13 protein-coding genes are annotated in these 17,875 nt (G+C 64.8%); 5 read left to right on the top strand and 8 right to left on the bottom strand.

All coding sequences use genetic code 11. The features are described 5' to 3' along the window. Positions 1-160 precede the first annotated feature (160 nt). Together FJ471_RS05025 and FJ471_RS05020 are read right to left on the bottom strand one after the other, a co-directional pair. A complete protein-coding gene (locus tag FJ471_RS05025) occupies positions 161-2,440 on the bottom strand; it encodes an NADP-dependent malic enzyme (RefSeq protein ID WP_140802060.1) in 2,280 nt (759 codons plus the stop codon). Positions 2,441-2,578: 138 nt separating this feature from the next. Then, positions 2,579-3,766, bottom strand: a complete 1,188-nt coding sequence (locus tag FJ471_RS05020; RefSeq protein ID WP_140802059.1) for a glycosyltransferase — start codon at positions 3,764-3,766, stop codon at positions 2,579-2,581. 145 nt (positions 3,767-3,911) lie between these two features. Here FJ471_RS05020 and mutS point away from each other — a divergent pair, with 145 nt between their 5' ends. Further along, positions 3,912-6,650 carry a DNA mismatch repair protein MutS gene (gene mutS / locus FJ471_RS05015; RefSeq protein WP_140802058.1) on the top strand — a complete coding sequence of 913 codons (2,739 nt, stop codon included), beginning with the start codon at positions 3,912-3,914 and terminating at the stop codon, positions 6,648-6,650. Here mutS and FJ471_RS05010 read toward each other — a convergent pair whose 3' ends face one another. Together FJ471_RS05010 and FJ471_RS05005 are read right to left on the bottom strand one after the other, a co-directional pair. Then, on the bottom strand, positions 6,651-7,313 hold the full coding sequence (locus FJ471_RS05010) for an isoprenylcysteine carboxylmethyltransferase family protein (protein ID WP_181179170.1): 663 nt from the start codon (positions 7,311-7,313) through the stop codon (positions 6,651-6,653). Beyond that, positions 7,306-7,995, bottom strand: coding sequence for a DUF3313 domain-containing protein (locus FJ471_RS05005; protein ID WP_246684612.1), 690 nt, complete (start codon positions 7,993-7,995; stop codon positions 7,306-7,308). Before FJ471_RS05005 ends, FJ471_RS05010 begins: the two co-directional genes overlap by 8 nt. Positions 7,996-8,374: 379 nt before the next feature. Between FJ471_RS05005 and FJ471_RS05000 the strand changes: the two genes are divergently transcribed. From FJ471_RS05000 to FJ471_RS04990, 3 genes are all read left to right on the top strand, one after another. After that, the gene (locus tag FJ471_RS05000; RefSeq protein ID WP_140802057.1) at positions 8,375-8,965 is read left to right on the top strand and encodes a TetR/AcrR family transcriptional regulator; all 591 of its coding nucleotides are present in this window, start codon (positions 8,375-8,377) and stop codon (positions 8,963-8,965) included. 102 nt (positions 8,966-9,067) lie between these two features. Then, positions 9,068-9,532, top strand: a complete 465-nt coding sequence (locus FJ471_RS04995; RefSeq protein ID WP_140802056.1) for a nuclear transport factor 2 family protein — start codon at positions 9,068-9,070, stop codon at positions 9,530-9,532. Positions 9,533-9,544: 12 nt separating this feature from the next. Then, positions 9,545-10,114, top strand: a complete 570-nt coding sequence (locus tag FJ471_RS04990) for a TetR/AcrR family transcriptional regulator (protein WP_140802055.1) — start codon at positions 9,545-9,547, stop codon at positions 10,112-10,114. An 8-nt stretch (positions 10,115-10,122) separates the two neighbouring features. On the opposite strand, the gene FJ471_RS04985 is transcribed toward FJ471_RS04990, so the two are convergent. From FJ471_RS04985 to FJ471_RS04970, 4 genes are all read right to left on the bottom strand, one after another. Then, positions 10,123-10,932: an MBL fold metallo-hydrolase gene (locus tag FJ471_RS04985; protein ID WP_140802054.1), complete on the bottom strand. Its 810-nt coding sequence runs from the start codon at positions 10,930-10,932 to the stop codon at positions 10,123-10,125. A gap of 28 nt (positions 10,933-10,960) precedes the next feature. Beyond that, positions 10,961-11,806: an aldo/keto reductase gene (locus tag FJ471_RS04980; RefSeq protein WP_140802053.1), complete on the bottom strand. Its 846-nt coding sequence runs from the start codon at positions 11,804-11,806 to the stop codon at positions 10,961-10,963. A gap of 106 nt (positions 11,807-11,912) precedes the next feature. Beyond that, positions 11,913-12,302 carry a DUF305 domain-containing protein gene (locus FJ471_RS04975; RefSeq protein ID WP_140802052.1) on the bottom strand — a complete coding sequence of 130 codons (390 nt, stop codon included), beginning with the start codon at positions 12,300-12,302 and terminating at the stop codon, positions 11,913-11,915. Between the two features lie 41 nt (positions 12,303-12,343). Beyond that, positions 12,344-14,851 carry a heavy metal translocating P-type ATPase gene (locus tag FJ471_RS04970; RefSeq protein WP_140802051.1) on the bottom strand — a complete coding sequence of 836 codons (2,508 nt, stop codon included), beginning with the start codon at positions 14,849-14,851 and terminating at the stop codon, positions 12,344-12,346. Between the two features lie 185 nt (positions 14,852-15,036). On the opposite strand from FJ471_RS04970, the gene FJ471_RS04965 reads away from it, so the two are divergent. Next, positions 15,037-17,838 carry a [protein-PII] uridylyltransferase gene (locus FJ471_RS04965; RefSeq protein ID WP_140802050.1) on the top strand — a complete coding sequence of 934 codons (2,802 nt, stop codon included), beginning with the start codon at positions 15,037-15,039 and terminating at the stop codon, positions 17,836-17,838. Positions 17,839-17,875: the final 37 nt, after the last annotated feature.

Raw genomic sequence — 17,875 nt, 5'->3', positions numbered from 1 at the left:
GGCATCGCCGCGGGCCTTTCTTTGGTTCAAATAAAGAAACGATCGCTCTGCTACCTAGTGCGTTTTCGCCGTTTCACGGAAACGGCGAAACCCCCTGGCTCTTTGTTTCTTACGCAATTCCGGACGGAAAACCGCTCACACTTTTCCTGGAATTGCTTGGTCAATTCCCCGCCGTATAGGCCGCGATCGCCGCCATGTTGACGATGTCGGAGTCCTTGGCGTTCAACGACACGATCTGGACCGGCTTATTGAGGCCGACCAGCAGCGGGCCGATGACGGTCGAGCCGCCGAGCTCCTGCAGCATCTTGGTCGAGATCGAGGCCGAGTGGAAGGCTGGCATCACCAGCACATTGGCCGGGCCGGTCAGGCGGATGAAAGGATACTGCGCCATGGCGCGCGGGTTCAGCGCGACGTCGGCCGCCATCTCGCCGTCATACTCGAAATCGACGCGGCGCTTGTCGAGGATGCGCACCGCTTCCTGCACACGCTCGGAACGTTCGCCCTGCGGATGGCCGAAGGTGGAATAGGCAAGCATGGCGAGCCGCGGCTCATAGCCCATGCGGCGGGCGAACCCGGCCGCCTCCTCGGCGATGTCGGCGATCTGCTCGGCGTTCGGCATGTCGTGCACGGCGGTGTCGGCGACCAGCACCGTGCGGCCACGCGCCAGCACGATCGAGACGCCGATGACGCGATGGCCGGGCTTGGCGTCGATGATGCGGCGCACGTCGTCGAGCGCGGTCGAGTAGTTGCGGGTGACGCCGGTGACGATGCCGTCGGCATCGCCCAGCGCCACCATGCAGGCGGCGAAATGGTTGCGGTCGTTGTTGATCAGCCGCTGGCAGTCGCGGAACAGGAAGCCCTTCCGCTGCATGCGCTCGTAGAGATAGTCGGTGTAGATGCCGTTGCGGCGCGACAGCCTGGCATTGATGATTTCGAGGCCCGGCTTGTTCAAGTCGATGCCGGCATTGCGGGCATTGTCCTTGATGACGTCGTCGCGGCCGAGCAGGATCGCCGTGCCGAGCTTCTGGTTCACATAGGAGACGGCGGCACGCATCACCTGCTCCTCCTCGCCCTCGGCGAAGACGATGCGTTTGGGCTGGCGGCGCACGCGGTCGTAGATGCGCTGCAAGGTGGAGGCGATCGGGTCGCGGCGGGCGGACAGTTCCTGCGCGTAGCGGTCGAGGTCGAGGATCGGCTTGCGGGCAACGCCGGATTCCATCGCCGCCTTGGCCACCGCCAGCGGGATCGCCGAGATAAGGCGCGGATCGAACGGCACCGGGATGATGTAGTTGGGGCCGAATTTCGGCCGGTTGCCCTGATAGGCGGCGGCGACGTCGTCCGGCACGTCCTGGCGCGCCAGCTCGGCCAACGCCCTGGCGGCCGCGATCTTCATCTCGTCGTTGATGGTGGTGGCGCGCACATCCAGCGCGCCGCGGAAGATATAGGGGAAGCCAAGGACATTGTTGACCTGGTTCGGGTAGTCCGAGCGACCGGTCGCCATAATGGCGTCGGTGCGGATCTCGGCCACTTCCTCCGGGGTGATCTCCGGATCGGGATTGGCCATGGCGAAGATGATTGGGTTTTTCGCCATCGACTGCACCATGGCGGTGGTGAGCGCGCCCTTGGCGGACAGGCCGAGGAAGACGTCGGCGCCGTCCAGCGCTTCGGCCAGGCTGCGCGCCTCGGTCTTGACGGCATGCGCCGACTTCCACTGGTTCATGCCTTCGGTGCGGCCCTGGAAGACCACGCCCTTGGTGTCGCACAGAGTGACGTTTTCCGGCGCAAAGCCCATCGCCTTCATCAATTCGATGCAGGCGATGCCGGCCGCACCCGCGCCGTTGCAGACCATCTTGGTGGTCTTCATGTCGCGGCCGGTGACCTCCAGCGCATTGATCAGCCCGGCGGCCGAGATGATTGCCGTGCCATGCTGGTCGTCATGAAAGACGGGAATGTCCATCAGCTCGCGCAGCCGCTGCTCGATGATGAAGCATTCCGGTGCCTTGATGTCCTCGAGATTGATGCCGCCGAAGGACGGCCCGAGGAAGCGCACGCAGTTGATGAACTCGTCGGCGTCCTCGGTCGCGACCTCAAGGTCGATGGAATCGACATCGGCGAAGCGCTTGAACAGCACCGCCTTGCCTTCCATCACCGGTTTGGAGGCCAGCGCGCCGAGATTGCCGAGGCCGAGAATGGCGGTGCCGTTGGAGATGACGGCGACCATGTTGCCGCGCGTCGTGTAGTCGAAGGCGCGGCTCGGATCCTCGGCGATGGCGCGCACGGGAACGGCGACGCCAGGCGAATAGGCCAGGCTCAGGTCGCGCTGTGTCGCCATCGGCTTGGTGGCGACGATCTCCAGCTTGCCGGGCCGTCCCATGGCGTGGAACTCCAGCGCCTCCTCGGCACTGACGGAGGGGCCGCTGCTTTCAGTTTTCCTGGCCATGATGCCTGACGTTTTCCTCACCATTTCGCGCTCTTGAGGCGAGCGCATTCGTTTGAATTACCGGCTTAAGGCCATACTCCGCCGCTGTAAACCGCCAAGCCATGCAGTGACGATGTTCCTCGGCGTTGCCGGCGACAGTCAAATCTTGCCCGATGAGATCGCGGCAATCTCGCGCAGGTGCTCGCGCACCGGAGCCCAGCGCGTCAGCCCAGAGGTACCGGCGAACGGCCATTCGGAGAAGGGCGGATCATCGCTTCCCATGCGTTGCTTAAGCGCCGAGAGATAGGCCATCAATTCCAGCCGTTCCACCTTTACCCTTTCAAGCGTGCGGCCGCGTATCTCCTCCCGCGGTATGGCGCGGTCGCGAAGCCGCTCGACCGCGCGGCGGATCGCGGCCGGCTCCGGCTCGGCGATAATGCAGTAGTCCGGATCGAAATAAACATCGCGGCCGCCGATGCTCGGTGTCGAGACGATGGGCAGGCCGGCCAACAGATACTCCATGCTGGAATACATCGCCCCTTCCACCACCGACAGGCAGAGCCCGACCGCGGCCTGGTTGTAGACGCGGTTGACCTCTTGCGACGGCATCCGACCGGGCAGGCCATCAACGAGCGGATTGGCGATGCTGTGAAGCGGCGATTGCGCCTGCAGGCGGCGGATGAAGGCGCGGTCGCCGGCCGGCGGCAATTCGCCGATCGAGGACGTCACATGGACCAGTCTTTCGATCTCGAAGGCGAGATAGTGCCGCTTGGTGTGCGAGATGCGGCCGTTGTAGACGGCATCGTACTCGACCGGCACGTCCGGCAGCGGCCGGAAGACGTCTTCCGAAATCATCAGATTGTGGTTGGAGAAGATCGCTGTGCCGCCAACGCCTGCAATCAGGCGCCGCTCTTCCTCCGTGTTGCAAAGGAAGATCAGCTCATGGTTGGGGCAGACCCTGGCGAACCAGGCGAGATCCTTGCGTATCTGCTCGACGACGGCGGGCCTTTCCAGCGTCCAGTTCGGCATCAGAAGGAAGGTAGCGCGCCGTGGCGCCAGGCGCCGGCAGAAAGCAGCGAGCGCGTAGAGCGGGCGCCGGCCGCCGACAGGTATGTAGAAGATCAGCGGATCGCGACTGAAGATATGGACGGGCATATCGATGCCGCCATCGAGGCCTGAGAGCGGCCCGCGCGCCGGAAGGATGAAGGGCAACCGTATCCGCGTCCACGCCTTGATTTTGGTTCTGGTTCGATTGGCGCGGTTGGTGGCAAGAAGCCGAATACGGCCGAGCGACGAGCCGGCGGGGCCGACCATTTCCTCGAACGTCTCGTGTCCGTCCTTCTTCATCGCCCTACCATGTTCTCATGGGCCGACGGCATGAGGCAACATTCCTTCCACACCTGTCCTGCTTATGGCGGCAACCGCCCAGTCTTCCCCTGCTTTTCGCGCCGCCGGCATTAAACCGGGCTGCCACATCTGCTAGCGTTCGGGCATGAACATGCACATGCCGACAGACACCGACGTCCAGGAGACGACGACGCCTGCGCCCGCCACGGGCGGCGTCACGCCGATGATGGAGCAATTCATCGAGATCAAGGCGGCGAACCCGGATTCGCTGCTGTTCTACCGCATGGGCGATTTCTACGAGCTGTTCTTCGAGGATGCGGAGAAGGCAAGCCAGGCGCTGGGCATCGTTTTGACCAAGCGCGGCAAGCACCAGGGCCACGACATCCCAATGTGCGGCGTGCCGGTGCACGCCGCGGACGATTATCTGCAGAAGCTGATCGCACAAGGCTTTCGCGTTGCCGTCTGCGAGCAGATCGAGGACCCGGCCGAAGCCAAGAAACGCGGCTCCAAATCGGTGGTGCGCCGCGACGTGGTGCGGCTGGTCACGCCGGGCACCATCACCGAGGACAAGCTGCTCGCACCCTCGGAATCGAGCTTCCTGATGGCGCTGGGGCGCGTCAAGGGTGGCGGCGCGGCGACCAGCCAGGCCGGCTTTGCATTGGCCTGGATCGACATTTCGACCGGCGCCTTCCGGGTTGCCGAGACGAGCGCCGAGCGGCTGCTTGCCGATATCTTCCGCGTCGACCCGCGCGAGCTGATCGTCGCCGAGCCGGTTTTCCACGATCCGGAGCTCAGGCCGATATTCGATGTGCTGGGCCGGGTCGCCAATCCGCAGCCGCCTTCGCTGTTCGATTCGGCGTCGGCCACAAGCCGCATCGCGCGCTTCTTCGAGGTCGCGACGCCGGACAGCTTCGGCACGTTCTCGCGCGCGGAACTGTCGGCGATCTCGGGCGCCATCGCCTATGTCGAGAAGACGCAGAAAGCCGAACGCCCGCCGCTGTCGCGGCCCGAGCGCGAGGAGCAGGGCTCGACGCTGTTCATCGACCCGGCGACGCGCGCCAATCTGGAACTGCTGCGCACGCTGTCCGGCAGCCGCGACGGCTCGCTGTTCAAGGCGATCGACCGCACCGTGACCGGCGGCGGCGCGCGATTGCTGGCCGACCGGCTGATGGCGCCGCTGACCGATCCGGCGACGATCGCGGCACGGCTGGATTCGGTCTCCTTCTTCCGCTCCGAGACACGGCTCTGCCAAGGATTGCGGACAAGCCTCAAAAGCGTCGCCGACATGCCGAGGGCGCTGTCCAGGCTCGCGCTCAACCGCGGCGGACCGCGCGATCTGGGTGCTCTGCGCGCCGGTTTCGAGGCGGCAGGCGCGATCGCCGAACTGTTCTCGGCGTCCGCCCTGCCCGCCGAGCTCGGTGCAGCACTTGCCGCGATCCTCGCCTTGCCCGAGGCGCTTGCCCGCCATCTCAGCGAAGCGCTCGACGACGAGCTGCCGCTGATCAAGCGCGACGGCGGCTTCGTGCGGTCGAGCTACAATGCCGAGCTCGACGAGATGCGGGCGCTGCGCGACGAATCGCGAAAGGTGATCGCCGGGCTGGAACGCTCGCTGATCGAGGAAACCGGTATCCGCTCGCTGAAGATCCGGCACAACAATGTGCTCGGCTATTACATCGAGGTGACGGCCAACCATCACTCGATCATGACCGGCAGCGACGCCGCCAAGGCGCGCTTCATCCATCGCCAGACTATGGCCAACGCCATGCGCTTCACGACGACGGAACTGGCGGAATTGGAATCGAAGATCGCCAACGCCGCCGACAAAGCGCTCGGCATCGAGCTCGCCGCCTTCGACCGGCTTACGGCGGAAGTGGTGGGTGCGGCGGACAGCATCCGCGCCGGCGCCGAGGCGCTTGCCGTTCTGGACGTGTCGGCGGCATTGGCGCTGCTTTCCGAAAACGAAAGCTGGTGCCGGCCGCTGGTCGATTCGAGCCTCGCCTTCGAGATTTCGGGCGGGCGTCATCCGGTGGTCGAACAGGCGCTCAGGCGATCCGGCGACGGGCCGTTCGTCGCCAATGATTGCGACCTGTCGCCCGAGGGCAGCGCCAAGGCCGGCGCGATCTGGCTGCTCACCGGTCCCAATATGGGCGGTAAATCGACGTTCCTGAGGCAGAATGCGCTGATGGCCATCCTTGCCCAGACCGGCTCCTTCGTGCCGGCTGAAAGCGCCCATATCGGCGTCGTCGACCGGCTGTTCTCGCGTGTCGGCGCCTCGGACGACCTGGCGCGCGGACGTTCGACCTTCATGGTTGAGATGGTCGAGACGGCGGCGATCCTCAACCAGGCTGGCGAGCGGGCATTGGTCATCCTCGACGAGATCGGCCGCGGCACCGCGACTTTCGACGGGCTGTCGATCGCCTGGGCGGCGGTGGAATATCTGCATGAGAAGAACCGCTGCCGGGCGATCTTCGCCACGCATTTCCACGAGATGACGGTGCTGGCCGGCAAATTGCCCCGGCTTCACAACGTCACCATGCGGGTCAAGGAATGGGAAGGCGACGTCGTCTTCCTGCACGAGGTCGGCAAGGGCGCGGCCGACCGCTCCTACGGCGTGCAGGTCGCGCGGCTGGCAGGCCTGCCTGAAGCGGTGGTCGGGCGCGCCAAGGAAGTGCTGCACCAACTGGAAGAAGGCGAAGTTTCCGGCAAGACCAATCGGCTGGTCGACGACCTGCCGCTGTTTTCGGTGGCGATGAAGCGCGAGGCGCCAAAGCCGGTGAAGAGCGATGCGCTGGGCGAAGCGCTCGGCGCGATCAATCCGGACGAGATGACACCGCGCGAGGCGCTGGAGGCGCTCTACCGGCTGAAGGGGCTAGCGGATCGGTAATCAAAACAATCGGAACATCGGCGTCACCAGCCCTGCCGACTGGAACCAGCCGAGCAATTCGACCGCGAGTATCGCCGCAAGAAAGTAAGAGCTGTCGATGGAGGTCCGCCTCAGCGCCACCGAATCGAACGTGACGGGAGACGGGCCTAAGAGGTCGTCGTCATCGCGCCGCAGACGGGGAAAGAAGGCCGGCACGCTTCGACAATAACGCCAATAGGCCTCGCCAAAGATCGCGTCCAGCGCGATCGCTTCGCGCATCGCGACATAGGAAAAGACCAGACAGGTGAAGGCAAAGAGAAACGCCGAAAGGATCAGCGACCCGAATGTCAGCCCGACGCCGGCCAGTCCAAGGGCCGAGAAGAAATAGAGCGGGTTGCGCGTATAGGCATAGGGGCCGGTTGTGACGAGTTCACGGTTCTTGCGTCCGCCAACATAGAGCGATGCCCAGCAGCGGCCGCCGATACACATGAAGATCAGCACGGTACCCGCAAATTCCAGCATTTCGCGAAAGGTGCTGCCTTGCGGCCACCCGCTCTCCGCAAGCAGGATCGGCGCCAGGACGACGGGAGCAACCAGCCAAAGAAAGCGCATCCTTCTGCTTTGTTGAAAAGCTGAAAGCGGCATCGGGGACTTCTTCTGCATTTGCGTCACCGCCTCAGTCATTGCGCACCGCAGCTCCCTTGTCGGTCCAGGCCGGCGGCAATCCCATCCGATCGCCGACGAAGCCGACGAGACCGGGCGACTTTCCGAAGGCCTTGCAGGCGGGGTATTTAGGCCCGCCGCCGAACATGGCGCGCAATTCCGCCCTGGTCGGCAGCGACGGCAGCTTGTTCAACGGCGTCTTGCCGGTGACCAGGAGCTTGCTGAAATCGTCGCCGAACTTCGCCGCCAGGTCGTAGGCGTCGCCCTCGCGGGCGACCCGGCCGGAATCCAGCAAGGCATTGGCGCCGCGCCCCCAGATCATCGCCGCCGCCTGCTTGCCGTTGTCATCAATCGCTTCGGCTTCGAGCGACAGGCTGCCCAATCCGATCGGCAGGCGAGGAACCGGAACACGGACTTCGGGCATCGCTTCGGAAACCGCCGTGGACGCGACTTTCGAAACGCCGACCGCCAAAGCGTTCGTCGGCGTCACCATGGCATGGACCGTCAGGTCGGCGGGCTCGGTCAGATCGACCACCCGGAAGCGCTGGCTCAAGCCCGAGCAGAGCGTCCTGTCGACAGCGTTGGCGACAAGGCTGCGCTGCGCTGGAGACAAAGTCGATCTTCCGCCGGCGGACTGCGAGAAGCCCGTCGGAATGATCCGAACGGTCTTTGCCGCAAGCACGTCGTCCTTGCTCACCCGCATTAGTGAGCGGCTAACAAACTGTCCGACGGTTCAGCTCGTCATAGGATTGCAGCGAGCCCACCTGATCGAGCGGCGCGGCCGCGCAGCCGACGGCGAGCATGCTCAAGGCCAGCACAACCGGCCATCTCATACGGAGGTCCGCGCGACACGCGCGCGGATCGACGGGGGCACGACTGACGTGAGCCTCGCGACGGGAACGCAAGCAAGCTGCCATGGATGCCTCTGTCTGGGTGCGCCGGCGGGGCGTGCTGGGGAGCGTCAATAATTGCACTCAGTGCAATAAATTGATGGCGCCATTATGGCGAGGCGTGGCGACGGGACTTGAATGTGGGCCAAATTTCTTGTCGCATTTGAGGAAATGTCATGGCAGGAGCGCTCCATGAACGATGCGCCAAAACCGGAGGGCCTGCGCGAGCGGAAGCGGCGGGAAACGTCCCGCCGCATCGCCGACGCCGGCCTGAAGGCTTTCCTGGCCAACGGCTACGACGCGACCACGCTTGACGAGATAGCCGCGGCCGCCGGCATCTCGCGCCGGACGTTCTTCCACTATTTCAAGAGCAAGGACGAGGTTCTGCTTGCGTCTCTGGGCAACTACGCGAGCATGGTCAAAGCCATGATCCTTGGCGAGCCACCGACCGGATCGGCGATCGACGTCGCCCGAAGCGCATTGCTCAATCTTGCCGGCAGTGTCCAAGGATCGGAGATGATGGCGACCGCCAAGATCATGCGGGAAAGCAAGACGCTGCGCTCGCGCACGCACGCGGACTACCTGCAGCTCGAACAAGCCATTTTCGACGGCTTATGCGAGTTGCGGCCGGACCAGGCACGCAACGGTCTGCGGCTGGTTTCCCTGGTGGCGGTCGTGGCGTTGCGCCTGGCCGTGGAAACATGGCAGCAGCAACAAGCCAAGCATCCGCTGGCAGGATATGTCCGGGATGCCTTTGAAAGGCTGAAAACCGAGATTCGATAAGTCCAGCCGTCTGAGGCGCCGCGAAGAACAGAAGCTGTGTTGACTCATTGTACCGATCGGTACAATGTCGGTTATCGATGATCGAAACCGACAGGAGATTTCATGAGCCGCCCGCCATTGCCGCCCTTCACGGCCGAAACGGCAGCGCAAAAGGCGCGCCTTGCGGAGGACGCCTGGAACAGCCGCGACCCGGAACGGGTGTCGCTCGCCTATACCGAGGACAGCATCTGGCGGAACCGGGCCGAATTCGTCTCCGGCCGCGGCGAGATCGTCGGCTTCCTCCAGCGCAAATGGGCGCGCGAGCTGGACTATCGCCTGATCAAGGAGGTCTGGACCTGGAACGAGAACCGGATCGCGGTGCGCTTCGCCTATGAATGGCGCGACGACAGCGGGCATTGGTTCCGCTCCTACGGCAACGAGAACTGGGAATTCGACGAGGCAGGGCTGATGCGCCGACGCGTGGCGAGCATCAACGACCTGCCGATCACTGAAAGCGAGCGGAAATATCACTGGCCGCTCGGCCGCCGGCCGGACGACCATCCCGGCCTTTCCGAGCTCGGGCTCTAGAGGGCCGAGTGGATGCGGCGCATCGCGCCAGATCGCGACCAGCTGCTGGGGATCGTTGCCGAGGTGTTCCGCGAGCATGGCTATGAGGGCGCCAGCCTGACCCTGATCGGTGAGGCGACGGGACTCGGCAAGGGAAGCCTCTACCACTTCTTTCCCGGCGGCAAGGAAGAGATGGCTCGGGCCGTCATTGCCCATATAGACGGCTGGTTCGAGGACAATGTCTTCGTGCCCTTGCGCGACGCCGTCGAGCCGCTGGCCGGGATCGGGCAGATGCTCGAGGCGACCGACAGCTATTTCCGCTCGGGGCGCCGGGTTTGCCTCATCGGAGCCTTCGCGCTCGATGAATCGCGCGCCCTCTTCGCCGGCCAGATTGGAAGCTATTTCGGCCGCTGGGTCGTGCATCTTGCCCGCGCTCTGGAGCGATCCGGACATCCACCGGGCGAAGCCAGCGAGTTGGCCGAGGAGGCCGTCGCCGCCATTCAGGGCGCACTCACGCTTGCCCGCGCCGCCAACGACCTCGATGTATTTTCGAGGGCCTTGCGCCGACAGCGGATGCGGCTTGGGCTGCCGGCCAAGATCTAGCCCGGCTCCTACAAACCTTCGAAGCGGAAACCCGTTTCGGTTCGGGAAACCCGGCCGACGCCGGGGGAATCGAGATGCGCGCCGGCAACGCACCAAGCGCTGTCGGCGGCAAGCGCCAAGATACGCAGCCGGGTTGCCCGCGCCTGTTCCTGGTCGGCGTCGAATTCCCAAGTGATCTCAGGCCGGTCGAACTGGAGCGAGGGCACATGCACGAGGTCGCCCCAGACCAGCAATGTCTCGCCGCCGCTGGTGACATGGAAGCCGGTGTGACCGATTTCGTGGCCAACAGCGGCGACCGCCTCGATGTTCGCGCTCAGGCGCTGCCCGGGGTCTGAAGGTTCTGCTCGATCATAGAAGCGGCTCAACCTCGCTACCGACCGAAACATGTCGAGCTCGGCTCGAGGGACAAGCAAGCGGGAGAGTTGCGGGAAGCCCTCGCGGCCGTCCGGAAGGACGAGCCCGTGGATATGGTCGAGATGCGTATGGGTGAAGGCAACCGTACGTATCCGATCGACAGCGATCTTCGCCTCGCTCAGCGCCTTCGGCAGGAACCCCATCGTCGGGTGCCAGGCGTTCGAGGATCCCGTGTCGATCAGCGTGATTGCTTCGCCGTCGTCGATGGCAAAGGCATTGACCGACAATCTGAGCGCGCCGTCGAAGAGCGGTACTTGCGACGGGAAATCGTCGCCGAAAGGCTTGTCTCCCGGCTGGCGCAGCCGCCGGACCGGCATATCGACGTAACCGTCGCGCAGCGAGGTGACCTTGATGTCGCCGATCTTGTAGGTCGCGTGAAAGGGCCCGTCTGAAATTCGTTCCACGCTTGCTCTCTTTCAACCTGGGTTTCGGCTAGATCATCTCCAACCCGCGCTTGCGCGTCGGCGGCGGGAAGGCGCGGTCGAGATCGGCGATATCCTGCGCCGTCAGCTTGATGTCGAGCGCGGCGGCGTTCTGGCGGACATGCTCCTGCCGGCTGGCCTTCGGGATGGCGATGACACCTGGCTGCGCCATGACCCAGACAAGCGCGATCTGCGCCGCGGTGGCGTTATGCCGGGCAGCGACTGCCTCGAGCCGGGCGTTGCGCGCCAGCGCGCCCTGCTCGACCGGCGAATAGGCCATCAGCGGAATGCCGCGCTCTGCACACCAGGGGGCCAGATCGAATTCCGGGCCGCGCCGCGACAGATTGTAGAGCACCTGGTTGGTCTGGACGTTGCCGCCACGCGGCAGGCCGACCAGATCCTCCATCTCGTCGGTGTCGAAATTGCTGACGCCCCAGTGGCGGATCTTGCCTTCGGCCTTCAGCGCCTCGAACGCCTCCACGGTTTCGGAGAGCGGCACGCTGCCCGGCCAGTGCAGCAGATAGAGATCGATGCGGTCGGTGGCGAGCCGTTTCAGGCTGTTCTCGCAGGCGCGCTTCACGCCGGCGCGCGAGGCGTTGGAGGGCAGCACCTTGGAGACCAGGAAGGTCTCGTCGCGGCGCCCGGCGATGGCCTCCGCCACCACTTCCTCGGCACCGCCGCTGGCATACATCTCGGCGGTGTCGATCAGCGTGATGCCAAGGTCGAGCCCCAGCTTCAGCGCCGCGACCTCATCGGCACGGCGACGCCGATCCTCACCCATTTTCCAGGTGCCTTGACCCAGCACCGGAACGGCTTCGCCAGACGGCAGCTTCAAGGTTCTGATCGACGAGGTCATGGCTTTCTCCGTGTGAGGCCGGATCGCAGCACAGCCTTGGCCGGAAATCCAGACCGAAGGCTCGTGGCTGTCCGGATTCTGGGGCTGCCTTGAATTCCCGCAGCGGCTACTTCACCGGATGCTTGGCGAGCCAGTCCTGCATTTCCTTGATCTCGGCTTCCTGCGCCGCGACGACGCCTTCGGCGAGCTTGCGGATTTCCGGGTCCTTGCCGTTGGCGATCACCACCTTGGCCATGTCGATGGCGCCCTGATGATGCGGGATCATGCCGCGGACGAAATCGACATCGGCATTGCCGGTGTATTTGATCATCATGTCCTTGTGCATCTTCTTCATCGCCGCCTCGTAGCCGACGGTGGCCGGGCTCTGGGCGCCCATCGCCATCTTGGACATGTCGTGCTTCATCTCCTCCGACGAGGCCGGCACGCTTTCGAGGAAGACGGCAAGCAGCATTCCGGCGGCCATCAGCAGCAGCACGATTTTCTTGGCCAGGGTCATTCAGGTCTCCTTCTGTTGGATTTCGTATCTGGGTGTTTTGCTCAGAGTTTCATCGTTCTCAGCCGCAGCGCGTTGCCGATCACCGATACCGACGACAGGCTCATCGCCGCAGCCGCGAGCATCGGCGACAGCAGCGTGCCGGTGAGCGGGTAGAGCACGCCGGCCGCGACCGGCACGCCGAGCACGTTGTAGAGGAAGGCGAAAAACAGGTTCTGGCGGATGTTGAGGATCGTCGCCTGGGCGAGCGTGCGGGCCCTGACGATGCCGTTGAGATCGCCCTTGACCAGCGTGATGCCGGCGCTTTCGACCGCGACATCGGCGCCGGTGCCCATGGCGATGCCGACATCGGCGCTGGCCAAGGCCGGCGCGTCGTTGACGCCGTCGCCGGCCATCGCAACGACAGCGCCTTGGCCGCGCAGTTCTGCCACCAGCGCGCTTTTGCCGTCCGGCAGCAGGCCGGCACGGATCTCGTCAATGCCCAGCCTGCCGGCGATGGCTTTCGCGGTGCGCTCGTTGTCGCCCGTCGCCATGATGATGCGCAGGCCCTTGTCATGCAGCGCCTTGATCGCCTCGGCCGTCGTCGCTTTCACGGGATCGGCCACGGCGACCAAGCCGGCGAAGCTGCCGTCGACAGCCACGAACATGGCCGTCTTGCCGTCGGCCTGCAGCGCCCCGGCACTGGCCGCCGGCGCCTCCATGCCGAGATCCGCCATCATCGCCGCATTGCCGAGCGCGACCTTCCGGCCCGACACCGTGCCCGAAACGCCCTTGCCGGTGACGGCTTCGAAATCGACGGCATCGGCGAGCTTCAGACCGCGCGCGGTGGCGCCCTCGACGATCGCCTCGGCCAGCGGATGCTCCGAACCCTTTTCGAGCGCGGCGGCGAGGCCGAGCAACTCATTCTCCTCGATGCCGCCGGCCGCGACGACATCGGTGAGCCTGGGCTTGCCCTCAGTCAACGTGCCGGTCTTGTCGACGATCAGCGTGTCGACGGCGGCGAAACGTTCCAGCGCCGCGGCCTCCTTGATCAGCACGCCGGCATGCGCGCCGCGCCCGGTCGCGGTCATGATCGACATCGGCGTCGCGAGACCAAGCGCGCAAGGGCAAGCGATGATCAGCACCGACACTGCCGAGACGATGGCGAAGATCAGGCTCGGCTCGGGGCCGACGGCCGCCCAGGCAATGAAAGCGATGACCGCGACCAGCACGACGGCTGGAACGAAATAGAAGGACACGCGGTCGGCCAGCCCCTGGATCGGCGCGCGCGAGCGCTGCGCCTTGGCGACCAGCTCGACGATGCGCGACAGCGTGGTTTCGGCGCCGACCTTCTCGGCGCGCATGACCAGCGAGCCTTGTCTGTTCAGCGTGCCGCCGGTAAGCGCATCGCCTTGCGTCTTCTCGACCGGCAGCGGCTCGCCGGTGATCATGGATTCGTCGATCGCCGAGCGTCCCTCCAGCACGGTGCCGTCGACCGGCACCGCGTCGCCAGGGCGGATGCGAAGCCGATCTCCGGTCTTGACGCTGTCGAGCGGCACGTCCTTCTCGGAGCCGTCGGCGCCGATCAGCCTCGCTGTCTTCGGCGCAAGGTCGAGCAGGGCGCGGATGGCCGAGCCGGTGCGCTCGCGAGCTCTGAGTTCCAGCACCTGGCCGAGGAAGACCAGCGCGACGATGACGGCGGCGGCCTCGAAATAGACCGGGACGGCGCCGTCATGACCGCGGAACTGATGCGGGAAGACATCCGGGAACAGCGTCGCGACGAGGCTGAAGAGATAGGCGGCACCCACACCCAGCGAAATCAGCGTCCACATATTTGGGCTGCGGTTAAGGATCGATTCCCAGCCGCGATGGAAGAACGGAAACGCCGCCCACAACACCACGGGGCTCGCCAGAGCCAGCTCCACCCAGGTCTTGGTGCGGCCGTCGACGAGGTTTTCGAAGCTGAAACCCAGCATCGGCGCCATGGCGACGATCAGCAGCGGCAGGGAGAGCGCAGCGCTGACCCAGAACCGGCGCGTGAAATCGACGAGCTCGGGGTTAGGGCCTTCGTCGCCGGTCGGAACGCCCATCGGTTCCAGCGCCATGCCGCAGATCGGGCAGGAGCCGGGCTTGTCGCGGACGATCTCGGGATGCATCGGACAGGTGTATTGGGTGCCCTTCGGCATCGGCTGCGGCTCGGGCCGCCCGGCAAGGTATTTTGCCGGCTCCGCCTCGAACTTGCCCTTGCAGCCCGCCGAACAGAAGTAGAAGCCCTGCCCTTCGTGGCGAACGAAGTGCTTGGCGCTCGCGCGGTCGACATTCATTCCGCAGACGGGGTCGGTGGCCGCAAGATATGCTTGAGACTCGGCCTGGAATTTCGTCCGGCAGCGTTCGCTGCAGAAATGAAACGTCCGGCCGCCGTGCTCGGCCGTCGGCTTGCCGCCCGCCGGATCGACCATCATCCCGCAGACAGGATCGCGAATCACTGCATCGGCGGCAGGCGCGGCATCCTTGGCGGAACAGCAGGCTCCGCCATGCTTATGACGGTGATGGTGGTGGTCGGAATGGCTCATGACAACGCCTCAAATTTTCGAACTTGAGGCGGAGGTAGTCCTTCCAGCTACTGGAAGGTCAAGGGGCGGTTCGGATTTTTAGACTTTCGCCTTTCAGTTGCCCATAGCGTCTATCGCATACGACTGGAAACGTGGCGGCCCGCCCCATACACAGCGCCGCGAAAACAGGCTATAGACGCCGCCGAATGGCAAAGATCTCCCTGAAACTCGACGAAATGATCGATGGCGACGCGCTGCGCCGCGACCTGACCGCGCTGACGGCGGCAAGCGCCGGCGACGGCTCGGGGGCCGCTGTTCGCGCGGCTGTCCTCCAATTGCTCAAGGGCAGGATGGCGGAAGGACGAAAGATCGCCGAGGCCATGCTTATGCAGGATGGCGGCGGCAATGCCTGCGCCGAGCGGCTCTCGCATCTGATGGATGAGCTGATCCGGGCGCTCTATGATTTCGCCGCCACCCATGTCTACCGGGTCAAGAACCGGTCGGCGGCCGAGCGCATGGCTGTCGTGGCCGTCGGCGGCTATGGCCGCGGCACGCTGGCGCCGGGCTCCGACATCGATCTCCTGTTCCTGCTGCCCTACAAGCAGACGCCTTGGGGCGAGCAGATCGTCGAATACATGCTCTACATGCTGTGGGACATGGGGCTGAAGGTCGGCCACGCCACCCGCAACATCCACGAGTGCCTCAGGCTCTCGCGCGGCGACATCACCATCCGCACCTCTATCCTGGAAGCGCGATACCTGTGGGGCGAACGCAAGCTCTATGACGAGCTGCTCACCCGCTTCGACCATGAAGTGGTGCGCACGACCGGGCCGGAATATGTGCAGGCCAAGCTTGCCGAGCGCGACGATCGCCACGCCAAGGCCGGCGAAAGCCGCTATCTGGTCGAACCCAACGTCAAGGACGGCAAGGGCGGGCTGCGCGACCTGCAGACGCTGTTCTGGATCGGCAAATATTTCTACCGCGTGCGCACCGGCGAGGAGCTGGTCGAGAAGGGCGTCTTCACCGAGGCCGAATATCGCGAGTTCCAGAAGGCCGAGGATTTCCTGTGGGCGGTACGCTGCCACATGCATTTCCTCACCGGCAAGGCGGAGGAGCGGCTGCATTTCGACATCCAGCGCGAGATCGCCGAGCGGCTCGGCTACACCACGCATCCCGGCCTGTCGGCCGTCGAGCGCTTCATGAAGCACTATTTCCTCGTCGCCAAGGATGTCGGCGACCTGACCCGCATCTTCTGTGCGGCGCTCGAGGAAGAGCAGGCCAAGCACGTGCCCGGCTTCAACCGTATCTTCCTCACCTTCCAGCGGCGCAAGCGCAAGCTTGCCGGCACGTCCGATTTCATCGTCGACAACCACCGCATCAATATCGCCGATGACAGCGTGTTCGAGCGCGACCCGGTCAACCTGCTCAGGTTGTTCTGGTTCGCCGACAAGCATGGGCTGGAGTTCCATCCCGATGCGCTGAAGCTGCTCACCCGCTCGCTTGGCCTGGTCAACAAGTCGCTGCGGCGCGACGAGGAAGCCAATCGGCTGTTCCTCGACATCCTGACCTCGGACCGCAATGCCGAGCTCAATCTCAGGCGCATGAACGAGGCGGGACTGCTCGGCAGGCTGATCCCGGACTTCGGCAAGATCGTCGCCATGATGCAGTTCTCGATGTACCACCACTACACGGTGGACGAGCATCTGATCCGCTGCATCGGCGTTTTGGCCGAAATCGAGCGCGGCGACGGCGCGAAAGTGCATCCGCTGTCGCATTCGCTGATGCCGGGACTGAAGAAGAGCCGCGAGGCGCTTTATGTCGCGGTGCTTTTGCACGACATCGCCAAGGGCCGGCCGGAGGACCATTCGGAAGCCGGAGCCCGGATCGCCCGGCGCATCTGTCCGCATATGGGGCTGTCGGCGGCCGATACCGAGACGGTCGCCTGGCTGGTCGAGAACCACCTCGTGATGTCGATGACGGCGCAGACGCGCGACCTCAACGACCGCAAGACCATCGAGGATTTCGCCTCGATCGTGCAGTCGGTCGAGCGGCTGAAGCTGCTTTTGATCCTCACCGTCTGCGACATCAGGGGCGTCGGACCAGGTGTGTGGAACGGCTGGAAGGGCCAGTTGCTGCGCACGCTTTATTTCGAGACCGAATTGTTGCTGACCGGCGGCTTCTCGGAAGTCTCGCGCGCCGAGCGCACGACGGCGGCGCGCGAGCGGCTGGCCGAGGCGCTGTCCGCCTGGCCGGCGAAGGAGCGCAGGCGCTATGTCGCGCAGCATTACGAGAACTACCTCTTGACCGTCGACCTGTCCGACCAGTTGCGCCATGCCGAATTCGTCCGCGAGGCGGATGCGGCCGGCAAGAAGCTCGCCACCATGGTCAAGACGCATGAGTTCGAAGCGGTGACCGAGATCACCGTGCTGGCGCCGGACCATCCGCGCCTGCTTTCGATCATCGCAGGGGCCTGTGCCGCGGCCGGCGGCAACATCGTCGACGCGCAGATCTTCACCACCTCGGACGGGCGCGCGCTGGACACCATCCTGATCTCCCGGGAGTTCGACCTCGACGAGGACGAACGCCGCCGCGCCGAGCGCGTCGGCCGGTTGATCGAGGACGTGCTGTCCGGCAAGAGCTGGCTGCCCGAGATGATCGAGAAGCGCACCAAGCCGAAGCGCGGGGCCAAGGCGTTCCGCATTCCGCCGCGCGCCGAAATCCGCAACACGCTGTCGAACCGCTTCTCGGTGATCGAGGTCGAGGGACTGGACCGGCCGGGGCTGCTCTCCGAGATCACCGGGACGCTGTCCGACCTGTCGCTCGACATCGCCTCGGCGCATATCACCACCTTCGGCGAGAAGGTCATCGACACGTTCTACGTCACCGACCTCACCGGCCAGAAGATCGACAGCCCGACGCGCACCGCCGCCATCCACAAGCGGCTGATCGATACGCTGGAAGGCAATTCGTCCGAACGCAACGGCAGGGCCAAGGCGGCGGCCGAGTGACCATCCATTTGACGCAATTTTTCTGGCAGTCGTCCCC

Source organism: Mesorhizobium sp. B2-7-1 (assembly GCF_006440735.1).
Lineage (GTDB): Bacteria > Pseudomonadota > Alphaproteobacteria > Rhizobiales > Rhizobiaceae > Mesorhizobium.
The sequence above is the reverse complement of the archived record's forward strand: the minus strand, read 5'-3'. Positions and strand labels throughout refer to the sequence as shown.

What these genes read in the sequence shown, in the direction of transcription:
- FJ471_RS05000 (WP_140802057.1), top strand. Translation starts at nt 8,375, where the DNA reads ATGAACGATGCGCCAAAACCGGAGGGCCTGCGCGAGCGGAAGCGGCGG.
- FJ471_RS05025 (WP_140802060.1), bottom strand. Translation starts at nt 2,440, where the DNA reads ATGGCCAGGAAAACTGAAAGCAGCGGCCCCTCCGTCAGTGCCGAGGAG.
- FJ471_RS04995 (WP_140802056.1), top strand. Translation starts at nt 9,068, where the DNA reads ATGAGCCGCCCGCCATTGCCGCCCTTCACGGCCGAAACGGCAGCGCAA.
- mutS (WP_140802058.1), top strand. Translation starts at nt 3,912, where the DNA reads ATGAACATGCACATGCCGACAGACACCGACGTCCAGGAGACGACGACG.
- FJ471_RS04965 (WP_140802050.1), top strand. Translation starts at nt 15,037, where the DNA reads ATGGCAAAGATCTCCCTGAAACTCGACGAAATGATCGATGGCGACGCG.
- FJ471_RS04975 (WP_140802052.1), bottom strand. Translation starts at nt 12,302, where the DNA reads ATGACCCTGGCCAAGAAAATCGTGCTGCTGCTGATGGCCGCCGGAATG.
- FJ471_RS05010 (WP_181179170.1), bottom strand. Translation starts at nt 7,313, where the DNA reads ATGACTGAGGCGGTGACGCAAATGCAGAAGAAGTCCCCGATGCCGCTT.
- FJ471_RS05005 (WP_246684612.1), bottom strand. Translation starts at nt 7,995, where the DNA reads ATGCGGGTGAGCAAGGACGACGTGCTTGCGGCAAAGACCGTTCGGATC.
- FJ471_RS04980 (WP_140802053.1), bottom strand. Translation starts at nt 11,806, where the DNA reads ATGACCTCGTCGATCAGAACCTTGAAGCTGCCGTCTGGCGAAGCCGTT.
- FJ471_RS05020 (WP_140802059.1), bottom strand. Translation starts at nt 3,766, where the DNA reads ATGAAGAAGGACGGACACGAGACGTTCGAGGAAATGGTCGGCCCCGCC.
- FJ471_RS04970 (WP_140802051.1), bottom strand. Translation starts at nt 14,851, where the DNA reads ATGAGCCATTCCGACCACCACCATCACCGTCATAAGCATGGCGGAGCC.
- FJ471_RS04990 (WP_140802055.1), top strand. Translation starts at nt 9,545, where the DNA reads ATGCGGCGCATCGCGCCAGATCGCGACCAGCTGCTGGGGATCGTTGCC.